Consider the following 13,853-nt stretch of genomic DNA (forward strand, 5'->3'; position numbering starts at 1 on the left):
CTCATGAAAATTGGCATTGAGTATATAAGCCTCTTCTTAAATAAATGCATCAAAATAACCAAACCACGACGAGAACCGTTTTACCGCTTAGAATAAGACTCGTATTTGAGATCGTCGAAGCGTAATTCTTCGAGGAGCTCAAATCGAGTCGGCAGCGTTCCAGTGGCTGTATCCCCTGGCCCCGGAGTCGGCATTGAACGTAGCAATCAAAATACTACCTCAACACCCCAACCACCAAACAAACTAACAGACTTCCATCAAAGAAAAACGCCTCTGTCAGCCATAGCTCTCTTACATCAATCATCAGCTGAAATTTCTTCAACCCGTTCATGCAACTGAGTTCTCTTCTTCTTCAATTGTTTCATAGTCAAATTCCAAGTACTGATCAAAACCAAAGTAGAACCGATCCAAGCCAAAGGATTAGCCATAGCAGCGCCGAGGAACCAAAAAGCCTTAATCAAAACAACACTAGCAAAAATCCTCATAATCAATTCAGCAACACCAGCAACCGTGGGAGCTTTTTGATTACCAAGACCTTGCAATGTATATCTAACAATAAACAAAATAGAAAGAACAAAATACATAGTCCCATTAAAATAAAAGTAAGTTTGAACCAAATTCAAAATTTTTGGTTGAAAGCCATTCATAAACAGTTGTGAAATATTTTTACCGAAAAATACCAGTAAGATACCGATCGTAGCACTAGATCCGACCGACAAAATAATACCGTGTTTAACACCTAACAAAATTCTCGAATATTTCTTAGCACCTAGATTCTGAGCCGTGTAGTTAACTAACGAAATACCAAAACTCATTGCTGGCAACGTAGCGATTTGTTCGATCCGACCAGCAACGGTGTATGCGGCAACAGCATCGGCACCTAGCGTATTAAGCATAAATTGCAAAATGATCGCACCAATAGCAATGATGGAAGATTGAAATCCCATCGGCATACTAATAGATAGAAGCTGTTTGATCTCTTTTTTATCGATCTTAAAATCACTGCGACTAAGAATCAAATAAGGAAATTTAAAATAAATATAAATGTACAAACTAATAAAGGTGATAGTCTGCGCCATGATCGTTGCCAAACCGGCACCAGCCACACCCATGTGCAAAATCAAGATAAAGACTAATTCCAAACCAATGTTCAAAATCGTACTTACGATCAAGAAGAAGAGAGGGACCCGAGTATCGCCAAGTGCACGCATAGTATTTCCTAAAAAGTCAAAACCGACGAACGAGAAGATACCGGCGAAGATGATCTCAAGGAAAATAAACGAGTCGTGGATCAATTCTTTAGGCGTCTGCATAATTATTAATAGAGGATATGCAATTGCCACAGCAATAGCTGTAAAGACAATAGTTATCCCCAGGGAAATAATTATCCCCGATGCAAAACTCTTCGTGACACCTTTCATATCACCAGCACCGTAACGTTGAGCCGTTAAAATGGCCAAACCACTAGTAATGCCTTGTGCAAACCCAATAACTAAGGCAGTTAGACCACCAGTTGCACCCACACTTGCTAGTGCATTGACACTGATAGTTTTACCAACGATCAACGTATCGATAAAACTATAAAATTGTTGAAAGAAATTTCCTAATAGCAGGGGAATAGTATATAGGAAGATAACTTTCATTGGTTTTCCATTTGTAAGATCGATCATCAGTAGACCTCCCTTCAAGATAATTAAACTATAATAACATTTCTTTGATATTTATTGATGAAAAATGTTTTGTAAAGCAAATTCTAAGAATAATGTTAAAATGATTGTAAAAGGAATAATAATTTCTGTAAATGATTATTAGATGTTGAATTGAGCGTCAGAAGTGACCTTTTCTCACATTCATGTTAAAACAAAGTGAAGGGAATTGGATAATGATATACAACAATTTCTGATGTTTACTTCATCTGAATGGTATCAGAAAGGAATGGCATGATGACAAAATATAAGGGAATCGTTTTTTTTGATTTGGACGGGACCTTGTTCAACGATGATAAGCAAGTATCAGATAGAAACTTATTAGCGCTAGATTTATTGAGAGAAAATAATATTTTACCTGTAATAGCAACTGGACGAAATGAATTTGAGATCGAATCGTTGATCAAAAAAGGCAAATTTGATTCCTTTATTACTGCTAACGGCAGTTACGTCGTCTATGAAAATAAGCCGATAGTAGTCGAAGAGATCCCTCAAAAAGTCAACGAGGAATTATTAGCTTTTGCGGGACATTATCACGAAGAAGTGGCTTTTTACAACAATCAAGAATGCGCCGTATCAGCTGATTCGCCAATGGTGGACGATAATTATAAGGCTCTAGGACTAAAGAAGATCATTGACCCTGACTTTTACAAACACAATCAGATCAACTTTTCATTCGTTTATACACCCGAAGGAAAAAATGATCATCAGGACAAATACGAAGAACTATTTGGTTCGGAGTTAACCTTTTATCGCAATAATCCCAGGGGATTGGACGTAGTATTAAAGGGAGTTTCCAAAGCCGGTGGGATCACCAGTTTGATCGATGAAGCAGACCTTGCGGGGATCCCAACTTATGCGTTTGGCGACGGCAACAACGATGTTCCAATGTTTCAAAAAGTCGATAATCCCATCGCAATGGTAAATGGACTAACAGTTGCCAAGCAAAATGCCAAATATATCACTAAAGAAGATAATAATCACAGTGGTATTTATTATGAATTAAGAGATTTAAAATTAATCTAATGATTGTCAAAAACTAAACATGTTGTTTAAAAAAAGAGTGTTGTATTAGAACCGTCAGGTTCTGATACAACACTCTTTTTATATAACCATAAATGTAATTAGTTCAAATTAAACACAATATTCTAAAGAAAATAATGCATCAAAGTTTTCTCATTGATCAATTCAAATCTCCAAACTCATCAATATTATGATTCAGCTACTAGTGGTTCATAATTGATAGTTTTTTCTTCATCTTCATTTAAACTGATTTGTTGACCACAAATCTTTACTACAGCCGCATGGTCAGCTTTGACGATCACAGACTCCTTTGAAACTCTGAAATAGAAACGAGTTCCGTGAAAACTCAAGTTAAATGCCAAAGTGTTCCAGGCTTCAGGGAAGTGTGGCTCTACCACTAATTGATCTCCTCTAAAGTCAACGCCAGCAAAGTAAGAAGTTACTACATTTAGTGTGGCACCCATAACACCTAAATGGATACCTTCTGCCGTTGTCCCACCTTGAATGTCATAATAGTCACTCGTAAGAGCTTCATAAAATAGTTGCCACGAAAGCTTTGTGTCATTGACTTTCAAAGCTAACATGGAATAAACGATCCGAGAAAGGGTAGAACCGTGTGTCGTTCTTTGTAGATAATAATTGACGTTATCTTTAATAAATTGTTCCGGATTTTCAATTGGATAACCCATTTGATCAAGAATATCCATGAAATTCTTTTCAGTTAAATTATACAAAGCCATCAAGGTATCAGCTTGTTTAGCCAGTTGATACTTATCTGGTGAATCTCCTTCTGATTTTAAGATCCGATCCATTCGGGAAATATCGCCGTATTGGCGTCTATAATAGTCAAAATCGATATCTTTGAGTTTGAAGTAACCCTCAAATTGTCCCAAAATATTTTCAGAATTAAACTCTAGTTTGAGATCTTGCCCGATATTTTTCATGTCGTTCAAGTTATCTTTTGTAAAATCAGCTCGCTTAAAGTTTTCATCAATAACTTCTTGTGGCTCGATCTCGAGTAAATGATGAATAGTATTAAAGAGCCAACTAGTCATGATGTTAGTATAAGCGTTATTTTTCAAGCCAGAATCTTTGGCATCGGGATATCCTTCATGGAACTCATCAGGGCCCATGACATTTGAAATACTGTATTGCTTAGTTTGAGGATCATACTCTGACATGCTGATCCACATCTTGGCAATGTTTAGTAACATTTCCAAACCATATTGCTTCATAAATTCATTATCTTGGGTCATGTTGTAATAGTTCCAGATGTTATAGGCGATTGCTAAGGAGACGTGCCGTTGTTTTCTGGAGTTATCAGGATCCCACTGATTAGTAATAGGGTTCAAATGTAGTGATTGTGATTGTTCGTCACCATACATGGCGCTTTGCCAAGGATACATGGCACCTTTATATCCATTTTGTTCAGCATAGTCTTTGGCAGCGTCCAATCGATTGTAGCGATACATCAATAAGTGCTTGGTTAGATCAGGGAAGTGCATCGTGTAATATGGCAAGATAAATAATTCATCCCAAAAAATATGGCCACGATAAGCTTCACCATGTAGACCACGAGCACCAACTGAAGCATCAAGATCTTTATTGACGTGTTCTTGTGCCGAAACGGTAGCGTGGAATTCATTGAGACGAAGTAATTTTTGAGCAGTAATATCGCCGCTTAATTCAATGTCGACTTTCTTCCAGATCTTTTGCCAGCAACGCATTGAATTTGCAACCGCATCAGCGAAATTCTTATGATGAGAGTGATCATTAACAGCGAACTCGAGTGATGAGTCAGTTTCAAGTGAAGTATACATGCTGACAGTTTTTTCTACTGTATACTTGCGACCCTCAACTACGTGGAATCCGATCGATTGAGCAATTTTTTCTTGGAATCGATTGGAGGAAAGCTCTGAACCATCGATGTTAGGACACTGGATCCTCGTCCCAACAGCAATGTTTACGTGAGAATTCTTCGTGTGGGCTAATAATATCGCACGATTACCATCGACTTTTGTATCATCGACAATTAAATGCTTACCATTAAATGAGCGATATCTCTCAACATTAGCATTCTCGATCGAACCATCGATCTCTGAAAAAATCCGCATCTCACCAGAGAAGTTGAGTGGTTGAACAGTGTACTGTAGTGAATAGTTGTGATAATTTTTCATGTCAGCAACTTTCTTAGTGACGACTTTTAAGCGCTTTCCATTTGGCAATGAAATTATCATTGTGATCGTCAAAACACCGGTCCGCATATCGAGTGAGCGATAAACGTTTTCAATAACATCTGGTGACAAATTGAACGGATCACCATCATCGATGCTGAAAGTCATGAACTGGGCATTTGGCAAATTTACCAGATCTTCGTTGACAATGTCTCGATTATTAATATTGGTCGTTAATTGGTCAAAGACGCCAGCCACGTAGGTCCCTGGATAATAGTCGTCAGTTTCGCGGGCTTCAACATATGAACCACGTAGACCAAAGTAACCATTACCAATGGTTTGCAATGATTCCTGTCCGTATTGTCTTTTCTTAGAATAGGATCCGTAATAATCCAAGTGCCAGCCGGCGTGCTCGATCTCGGCTGAAGCAGCTTGTTTGATCCCAAGCCGGGCAACATCATGGACACCGACAGTTGGGATATGTAATAAATTCTCCATTGTCAGACCCATATCGATCGGCTGATTGCCACAACTAACGATTGTGTCACGCAATTCAACATCGATCGGATTAAGGATCACGACTACGTCAAAATAATTTGGGAGCTTAGTTTTAAAGTTATCTAAGTTTTCTCCTAAGGTTTTGGCAGCGTTAATATTGTAAACTTTATCAATAGTAGTCTTAGTATCTAGATCTTCGTACGAATACTTGATATGTTTGTCTGTAACTGTAAGATAAAGTGGTTTCAATTTTATCTACCCCCTATAGCTTAGTGTAGGTTTGATTATGAAAAAATTCAATTATACTTTCAGCAACTTATTGTCCTTTTTATAATTTAAAACAAATTATGTGAAAAATATTACTATTTTTTATATGAATATTTTTCTAAAATCGACTTTATTAGCGCTTACATTGATATAGAATGATGATGTAAGTAAATTATCCTGAGCATTCGGGGGTGTAATTATGAAAAATGAAGAAATTCTGCTTTCTCCTGCGAGCGGTCGGATCGTCGATATTACTGAAGTTCATGATCCGATGTTCTCACAAAAAGCCATGGGAGAAGGCTTTGGTGTCATACCCAATGATAATGAGATCCAAGCACCAATTTCTGGTAGTATCATGCTCGTTGCACCAACTAAACACGCCATTGGTATCGCAGCAGATGATGGATTAGAAGTTTTGATCCACATGGGTGTCGATACCGTTGAATTAGATGGAGATCCCTTTGATGTCTTAGTTTCTGAAGGGGACGTCGTTCAAGCAGGCCAAGATATTGCGACTATGGACATCGCTGCCATCAAGGATGAAGAAAAAGCTACCGATATCATCGTGGCGATAACCAACTCTGCTAAATATGTCAAAGACATCAAACCTGCACTTGGTCCAGTAGTGGTCGGTGGCAATGCGGCTACAGTTTCATTGATCACAGAAGATGCCGCAGATAAGCCAACCATGAAACGCAAGGGCAAAGTCAATTTTGATACTTTGGCTAAAGATATCATCAAAAATGTTGGTGGGGCAGAAAACATAGATAATGTCATTTACTGTATCACTCGAGTGAGATTTTATTTGAAAGATGAAAGCAAGGCTAATGACAAAGTAGTCAAGAACCTTAATGGTGTGTTAGATGTCGCTCGAGCTGGGGGACAATATCAAGTAGTTATTGGACCGAAAGTCGAAGAAGCATTCGATGCAGTTGTCAAAGCTTTAGGTCCATCGTTTAGTAGCGAAGACAAAGCTGCACCCAATGAAAAGCGTCAAGCACCAAAAGGCATTTGGCCAAAGACTAAATTTTATTTCAGTTCCTTGATCGGTGTGATCACCGCCAGCATGATGCCGATCATCGGACTACTAGCTGCTTCTGGTATTTTAAAGGGACTATTATCCCTGTGCGTATCTTTCCACTGGATCAGTTCTTCTAGCAATACTTATATGATAATCAATGCTATGGGAGATGCAGTCTTTTACTTCCTACCATTATTAGTAGGTTTTACAGCTGCGAAAAGACTAGGTGCCAATCAAATTATTGTCGCAGTTATTGGTGGGGTCTTGGCATATCCAACACTAGTTCAACTAGCATCAAAAACCGCTAGCAGCCAAATGAACCTCAATGCCGACTTTTTCGGAATACCGATCCATGTCGCTAATTATACCTATTCGATCTTCCCAATGATCGCAGCTGCTTGGTTAGCATCGATCATTGAACCGTGGCTAAAAAAGCATATAAACGCTTCGATTAGAATGATCGTCAGTCCATTGATCGAAGTCTTTCTAGTAAGTGCCGTGATCTTAGTCATCGTTGGACCAGTGATCACATTTTTAAGTTCACTACTTGCCAGTGGGATCGTTGCCTTATTAGCCTTTAGTCCAGCACTTTCCGGTTTATTGATCGGTGGACTCTATCAATGTTTAGTAATCTTCGGTTTACACTGGGCCGTAATTCCAGTAGTAGCCAGCCAAATCGCTACAACTGGGCACAGCGCATTAAATGCTATCGTTTCTGCAACCATGATCGCACAAGGTGCAGCGGTAATGGCGGTCTTCTTTAAAACAAGAAAGAATATTGCTATCAAACAAATTGCCGGAGCTGCCACTTTATCCGCCTTTGCTGGAATAACCGAACCAGCCATGTACGGGATCAACCTAAAATACGGTCGCATCTTTTGGACAGCCAACATCGGAGGAGCAGTAGGAGGCTTCTTAACAGGACTATTGCACGTAGACATGTGGGGCTTTGCCGGATCATTGATCGGATTTGCTTCGTTCATCAATCCATCCGGAATAGATGCCAGTTTCACTGGTTACTTAATAGCTTCAGCAGCTGCTCTAGTAGTAGGTTTTACTTGTACATATCTATTCGGCTTCAAAGAAGATGATCTCGAACAAAAGGTTCACACAGTCGAAAAAGTTCGTCTTGGAAGCCGGGAACCAGCCGTTAAATAATAAATATGACAGACATTAACATTATTTTTAGATAAATAAAGAGTTCTGTACAATTAAATTGCAGAGAACTCTTTTTTTAATTTCACTACTTGTTCAGACCAAAATAGGTACAGCAGTGATAGGAATGGATAAATTGTCCACGAGCAAAAATGTAAAAAATTTTATCAAAAAGCTTGCTTTCAACTGTACTAGAAGGTCTATATTAGTAGTATAAATAAAATCTTAGTTTTAAATGAAGTGATTATATGGAAGAAACTACCTACTATTCAGTAATGAAAAAGGATGAGCTAGCGATCCCTTGGATATCCGATTCACAAAAAATCGTTGAACTACTGAAACAGGATCGCAATGCCATGTTATTAAGCATGACCGGCAGAGAAAATCAACAAACTAAAGAATGTCTCGATCATGGCATGATCGAGACATATGAGCAAGAAACGCTCGACCAGCTAGTCAATGCTGATGCGAACAAAAATATATATCTCGACAACGCATTTACGATCATGGATGATTTAGATCAAAAAGGCGATCCCAATCATTCACCTTATATTAGTGCGCTTTATTTAGCGGCAGCTCTAGCCAAGAAAATGTTGGCTCCAGCTAAAATGACCTGGATGTTAGACCTTGCCGTCACATATGGAGTAGGGTACGGCGGAAAACTTGATCCCAAAGATTTTGGTATTACTAGTTGGAATCGAGACGATCAGGCTTTTATCAAGAAACTTATTGAGGATCCTATCGAGCCACCCGAGTGGAATCGTAACAAGGTCAGTCTGATATTTACTCCCATCAGCAATATGTATTATTTCCAAATGGCTCAAGCATTTCAAGATGTGATGGAATTAATGAAATTGATCGACGGCAAGTTTGAATTCTCTAGATTACAGATACCGAATTCTTTTGAATTGATCCACATGACGTTTGAACTAGCTAAATTTTATCCCCGTCGATAACGACTATTCATTAAATTTTCAATATTTAGCCCTCATAAGGGCTTTTTTATTTGCATATTATTGTTCAATATAAAATGAAGTGATTGATAATACCGTGATATAACAGCTTTTTGAGCATAAAGATTACAGCTATGTTACTAAGGTTACATAAAAGGTCGAAATTGTAATTTATCTTCCCTCTGGATGTAACATTCACCTGATATAGTACTTCACATAGCAAAGAGCTAATCTTAAAGAAAAGTAAGGATGTTTTTATTTTATGAAAAAAGTATTATCATTTGCATTTGTAAGTGCAATGGCATTAACAGCTTTTGGGATCAAGACAAGTACTTCTCAAGCTGCTACTACTGTAGACAGTAACCATGTATCTGTTGTTGCAGGTGACACATACAAGAGTATCGCCGAAGCTAATGGTGTAACAATCGCTGAATTGGAACAAGCTAACGGCCGTGAAATCAGAGGATTCGATTTGATCTTCCCTGGAGACATCGTAACACTTCCAACTACAACTGCTGTGCAACAAAATGTTGAACAAACACAAACACAAGAAGCACCAGCACAAGAAGCACCTGTACAACAAGAAACACAACAAGCACCAGTACAACAAGAACAACAAGCACAAACACAAAGTGCACAAACACAAGCACCTCAAGCTACTCAATCAAATGGTACATTCAAGGTCAGCTTCTATGACCCTGCTGTATTAGGTTCAAACATGGGTTACGGTGGCGTTGCTGCTAACCTATCGATCTTCCCTAAGGGAACAAGATTGATGATCACATTGGCTGATGGTACAACAATGTACAGAACAGTTAATGATACAGGTACATTTGCATACAGCAACCCTTATCAATTAGACGTTGCTATGCCAAACGCAAGTATTCCTTCATACGGAGTTACAACTGCTACAGTTTCTGTAATTGGATAATTAAATACAATGGTAAAAACGTGTTTCAGAGATAATCTGAACACGTTTTTTTGTATACAAAATAATATTCATCAAATTTGACGGAATGTACTAAAAATATTAAAGATCTCATATCTTAACGCGCATAAAGCTTTTATACTATGGTATCCTGTATACATAAGACAAATAAGGGGAATATTATGCCAATACCTACATCCAAGCCGTTTCAAAAGCAAACGGCCAAAGATAAAGCCTACCAACAGATCAAAGAGTGGATCGTCAACGGAACATTAATGCCAGATGAGAAATTAGCAGAAGTCGAGCTAGCAAAGTCCATTGCTGTTTCACGGACACCAATTAGAGAAGCACTTTTAAGATTAAATGAAGAGGGACTTGTCGTGATTACAGCGGGGAAAATCACCCGAGTAGCTCAGATCGATGCAGATAATATTGCTGATCTTTTCGAACCAATGGCCGTCATTGAAGGATTAGCCGCCAATCAAGCTGCTTCAAAAATCGATGAAGCAGAGTTTAAGAAATTAGCAACGTTAGAAAAGAAATATCGTGTTTCGCTGAACTCTAACAAATTGATCAATATTTTAAAAGCGGATCGGATTTTTCATCAACAAATCTTGGCGATAGCAGATAATGCGTATGAGACCAAATTTTCCGATCAATTATACAGCCATATTTATCGTTATGAATTGGCAATGATCAAAATGCTCGATGCTGACCATCAAAATTTCAAGATCACTGCTAATCACGAAGCGTTATTAAAAGCTTTAGCTGAGCAAAATCCTGTGAAAGCTAGTGCAACTATGACTAAAGATTGGTTATCGACTTTACAAAAAATCGTCAGTATCCAAGAGCTCACCGAATCGCAAAAATGATTTGTGTATACAATATTAAAAGCATGGACGTATTGATAACTCTAAATCCATTCAAAAAGCTGGACCAAACTCGTTAAATAGATGAGTTTGATCCAGCTTTTTTTTAGGCTCCTTGAGATTTAGGAATTGTTTTATGGGGTTTGATCGGACGCTTATGATAAGGAATTGATTGAACGAAAACTGTCCCGATGACCAAAACGATCCCTAAAGTCCCGATCCAGTTAAAGCTAACGCCCATGAACAATACCGCGATAAGCGTAGCTGAGATCGGTTCGGCGGATTGTAACAATGAAATCATTACGGGAGGTAATAAGGGAATACTTTGAAGTTCCATTAAATAAGCAAAAACCGTAGCAGGAACTACCATGAAAAATAATATCCAAAAAATGTTCCAACTCATTTTGGGAGCGCCGATCCAAATAGGTTGGACGAAGTTCATGATCACGCCACCGATGAAAAACGACCACGCAACCACTGGCAAGGTGCCATAGTCATGAAGTAATTTGATCGGCATCAAAATATAAAGTGAATCTGACAAAGCTAACAAAAAGCCCCAAATAATAGCAGCTAAAGGAACAGACAAAGTACTAATATCTCCTTGGGTGATCAATAAAAATGTTCCAAGAACCGCTAAACCAACGGTGATCATTTGTAAAAAAGACGGTAGCCGCCGTTTTTTTAAAGCAAGATAAGCGATGATCAAAACGGGAGAAGTAAATTGCAAAATCGTGGCTGTCGCTGCATTGCTATACTTGATAGTCATAAAGTAGGTTAATTGAATACCTAGCATTGCCAAAATACTAAACGCCAGAAGCGAGATGCTACTCTTCAAATGTCGCCAAACCGCCATGACGTAATCCAAACCATGGGTCAGGGCAGTGAATGCCAGCAAGATAATACCAGCTATCAAAAGCCGAAAACTGATGATTCAAGTGACCGACATGTGCGTTGAGTTGAAAAGATACTGCGCGACATTCCCAGCCGTTCCCCACAAAATTTGACTACTGATGGAAAGTAGAATACCGAGGTTTCTTAAATGCGTAACTGAAGATCTATTTGAAATTAGTTTATTGACCAAAGCAGATCCTCCCAACTCTCATGAAATTGAGATCGAATAACTTAAGTGTACATCAGTAATGAAATTATGAATGAAAATTTTGCTGATTAATGAAATAAATTTTCATAAAAATTATTGATGCTGCTTAACTTTTCGTCATTAGTATAGCAAGCAAAATTTATTCTGCCGGACCAAATATAAAAAAACATTTTATTCTTTTTAATTAAAATGGCGAAAGAAACTGCTATTTCCTGAAACTCGCTGAATAAAAAAAGATGACGATAATTTTCGTCATCTTAATTAGCCTGTTTACGAGGCACGCTTACTATCAATGATCTTATTAAACAAAGTAGGACAAACCAAGCAGGTGATGATAGCTGCTAAAGTAATAGCCCCAGCCTGCGTTTCCGTGATCAACTCCAAACTCTTACCAACTTCCAAGATTGGAAGAACTAAAGTAATAGTAGTTGCCGTCAAAACAGCCGCTGCCAAAGCTAAACGATGGCCAAAACGATGTTTGAATACCACGTACACAATAGCTTTGGAAATAAAGAAAGCAATCAAGAATACCGGGATCAATATCAAGGCCTTCGGATTAGCAAACAATGACCGTAGATCCAGATTGACACCAGTAACGATGAAGAAAATAGGGATGAAAAAACCATATCCCATAGAACTCAATTTATCCATCGTCTCTTCTTTAGGCTGCAACAATTTCATAACAGCTCCAGCAAGAAAGGCTCCCAAAATGCTTTCGGCACCGATCTGTTCAGCAAAAGTAACCAAAGCAAAAATCAAGAAAAATGCCAAGCGGATATCCAGTTGCGTGGTAGATTTATCGATTTGCTCAAAAAATGCAAAAACCGGCTTAAATCGCCGCAGTAAAAAGATTGCAATCAAGAAAATCACCGGCAATCCAAAGGCTTGAATATAACTCCTTTGCTTAACAGCGGAATAGATCGTTAAAGCCACAAGTGGAATAAATTCACCCAAAACAGCCGTCAACAAAATAGTTTGACCATATTCCTTATCAAGCAAACCAGTCTCTTTCAACAAAGAAATCAGCACACCCATAGCAATGGTACAGAATAAAATCGTAGCCAAAATAAAATCATCAAAAATACCAGTGACATATAAAATCCCACTAAGAGCCAACGAAAGGATCAAAATACTAAAGAATCCCAACGAAGCGATCCCCAACGGAGACGACTCCTTGACCTTAGATTTGATCTTATTCTTCTGCGGTTCCAGCAAAGAGAAATTAATCTCCATACCGCCAAGGAAAATCAACATAATAACACCCAAGTTAGCCAAATACTTCAAAGTCATATCAGGCTGAACCAAATTCAAACCAGTCTTACCAATAATGATCCCCATAATAATTTCCGAAACAGCACCAGGAACTCGAGTGATCCTAAATCGCGCAAGGATCAAAGGAGTAGCAAGCGCCGCAAAAAGCGTAATCAATAATGAAAATTTAGCCATAATATCTCTCCTCAATGAATAACATCTAAAGTCTATTACAGTTTCAAAAATAAAAAAACCCTAAGAAACAACATACCAACTTCAAAGAATCGTCATATTTATCCGATAGGGTATAAAACATAAAGAAAAAAGAGACAATCATGCGCAAATCTCCAAGTAAGGACCAACAAAAAAGCATCCAAAGTAATATCATGGATGCCCAAAAATTTAAAGAATAAGACGCAACAATGGCAAAAAATAAAAAATATTAAAAAAGAAAAAAGTCAGGAGAAAATCATATTGATGGAATTCGTCTTCATGGTAGTAGCATTCATAGTTGGATTAGTATTCCTAGTAACAGGAACTCATCTAAAAAAACAACTACTATCAAAAACGTGCTACATAGTAGGAGCCTTCGGAGTACTATTAGCAATGTACATCGCATGGCCAAAATAAAAGCGAAAAAGCAACAAACAAGCACAAAATCAAGAAATCAAGAAACGAATAAAGAGGCCAGAAAAAATATATTAGAACAAGGCAAGAGTGCGAGAAACGAGCGCGCGAGCAAGAAGCGAAAGCAATAGAAGGAAAAGAATATCAAATCTTATCCAACCAACAAAACAACGAAGGCAACAACGGCAATGTAAGTCAGGAAGATAAATGAGCGGAGCAAAGTCCCGCGAACCGAGAAAAGAGTCAGTAATCTAGAAAAAGAATATATCCAAACAAGAAAAG

The 13,853-nt window shown here is 38.2% G+C and carries 11 protein-coding genes; 6 read left to right on the forward strand and 5 right to left on the reverse strand.

Annotation, left to right across the window (positions count from 1 at the left end):
* Positions 1 to 80 precede the first annotated feature (80 nt).
* Together EKM78_RS13340 and EKM78_RS11155 are read right to left on the reverse strand one after the other, a co-directional pair.
* Entirely contained in the window at positions 81 to 206 is a 126-nt protein-coding gene (locus tag EKM78_RS13340; RefSeq protein ID WP_281273631.1) for a hypothetical protein, read from the reverse strand.
* A 90-nt stretch (positions 207 to 296) separates the two neighbouring features.
* Positions 297 to 1,670, reverse strand: coding sequence for an MATE family efflux transporter (locus EKM78_RS11155; protein WP_125772279.1), 1,374 nt, complete (start codon positions 1,668 to 1,670; stop codon positions 297 to 299).
* Positions 1,671 to 1,940: 270 nt separating this feature from the next.
* Here EKM78_RS11155 and EKM78_RS11160 point away from each other — a divergent pair, with 270 nt between their 5' ends.
* Positions 1,941 to 2,732, forward strand: a complete 792-nt coding sequence (locus EKM78_RS11160; protein ID WP_245995069.1) for a Cof-type HAD-IIB family hydrolase — start codon at positions 1,941 to 1,943, stop codon at positions 2,730 to 2,732.
* 185 nt (positions 2,733 to 2,917) lie between these two features.
* On the opposite strand, the gene EKM78_RS11165 is transcribed toward EKM78_RS11160, so the two are convergent.
* Entirely contained in the window at positions 2,918 to 5,650 is a 2,733-nt protein-coding gene (locus EKM78_RS11165) for a glycoside hydrolase family 65 protein (RefSeq protein WP_125772281.1), read from the reverse strand.
* 217 nt (positions 5,651 to 5,867) lie between these two features.
* On the opposite strand from EKM78_RS11165, the gene EKM78_RS11170 reads away from it, so the two are divergent.
* The 4 genes from EKM78_RS11170 to EKM78_RS11185 all read left to right on the forward strand — a co-directional run bounded on the left by EKM78_RS11170 (position 5,868) and on the right by EKM78_RS11185 (position 10,597).
* A complete protein-coding gene (locus tag EKM78_RS11170) occupies positions 5,868 to 7,847 on the forward strand; it encodes a glucose PTS transporter subunit IIA (protein WP_125772283.1) in 1,980 nt (659 codons plus the stop codon).
* A gap of 245 nt (positions 7,848 to 8,092) precedes the next feature.
* Positions 8,093 to 8,800 (forward strand): hypothetical protein, encoded by a 708-nt coding sequence (locus EKM78_RS11175; RefSeq protein WP_125772285.1) that lies wholly within the window; start codon positions 8,093 to 8,095, stop codon positions 8,798 to 8,800.
* Positions 8,801 to 9,095: 295 nt separating this feature from the next.
* Positions 9,096 to 9,728 carry a DPBB and LysM peptidoglycan-binding domain-containing protein gene (locus EKM78_RS11180; RefSeq protein WP_425453553.1) on the forward strand — a complete coding sequence of 211 codons (633 nt, stop codon included), beginning with the start codon at positions 9,096 to 9,098 and terminating at the stop codon, positions 9,726 to 9,728.
* A 179-nt stretch (positions 9,729 to 9,907) separates the two neighbouring features.
* Positions 9,908 to 10,597, forward strand: a complete 690-nt coding sequence (locus EKM78_RS11185) for a GntR family transcriptional regulator (RefSeq protein WP_164507325.1) — start codon at positions 9,908 to 9,910, stop codon at positions 10,595 to 10,597.
* 103 nt (positions 10,598 to 10,700) lie between these two features.
* On the opposite strand, the gene EKM78_RS11190 is transcribed toward EKM78_RS11185, so the two are convergent.
* Together EKM78_RS11190 and EKM78_RS11195 are read right to left on the reverse strand one after the other, a co-directional pair.
* The gene (locus EKM78_RS11190) at positions 10,701 to 11,525 is read right to left on the reverse strand and encodes an EamA family transporter (protein ID WP_484027696.1); all 825 of its coding nucleotides are present in this window, start codon (positions 11,523 to 11,525) and stop codon (positions 10,701 to 10,703) included.
* Positions 11,526 to 11,963: 438 nt separating this feature from the next.
* Complete coding sequence (locus EKM78_RS11195; protein ID WP_125772293.1) at positions 11,964 to 13,139, reverse strand: cation:proton antiporter; 1,176 nt, start codon at positions 13,137 to 13,139, stop codon at positions 11,964 to 11,966.
* Between the two features lie 195 nt (positions 13,140 to 13,334).
* Between EKM78_RS11195 and EKM78_RS12845 the strand changes: the two genes are divergently transcribed.
* Complete coding sequence (locus EKM78_RS12845; protein ID WP_164507327.1) at positions 13,335 to 13,574, forward strand: hypothetical protein; 240 nt, start codon at positions 13,335 to 13,337, stop codon at positions 13,572 to 13,574.
* Positions 13,575 to 13,853 lie beyond the last annotated feature (279 nt).

It is taken from the genome of Companilactobacillus furfuricola, from assembly GCF_003946325.1.
GTDB lineage: Bacteria > Bacillota > Bacilli > Lactobacillales > Lactobacillaceae > Companilactobacillus > Companilactobacillus furfuricola.

Bases quoted from the DNA above. Each gene is read 5' to 3' on its own strand.
- EKM78_RS11155 (WP_125772279.1), bottom strand. From the start codon at position 1,670: ATGATCGATCTTACAAATGGAAAACCAATGAAAGTTATCTTCCTATAT.
- EKM78_RS11160 (WP_245995069.1), top strand. From the start codon at position 1,941: ATGATGACAAAATATAAGGGAATCGTTTTTTTTGATTTGGACGGGACC.
- EKM78_RS11170 (WP_125772283.1), top strand. From the start codon at position 5,868: ATGAAAAATGAAGAAATTCTGCTTTCTCCTGCGAGCGGTCGGATCGTC.
- EKM78_RS11175 (WP_125772285.1), top strand. From the start codon at position 8,093: ATGGAAGAAACTACCTACTATTCAGTAATGAAAAAGGATGAGCTAGCG.
- EKM78_RS11180 (WP_425453553.1), top strand. From the start codon at position 9,096: ATGGCATTAACAGCTTTTGGGATCAAGACAAGTACTTCTCAAGCTGCT.
- EKM78_RS11185 (WP_164507325.1), top strand. From the start codon at position 9,908: ATGCCAATACCTACATCCAAGCCGTTTCAAAAGCAAACGGCCAAAGAT.
- EKM78_RS11195 (WP_125772293.1), bottom strand. From the start codon at position 13,139: ATGGCTAAATTTTCATTATTGATTACGCTTTTTGCGGCGCTTGCTACT.
- EKM78_RS12845 (WP_164507327.1), top strand. From the start codon at position 13,335: ATGCCCAAAAATTTAAAGAATAAGACGCAACAATGGCAAAAAATAAAA.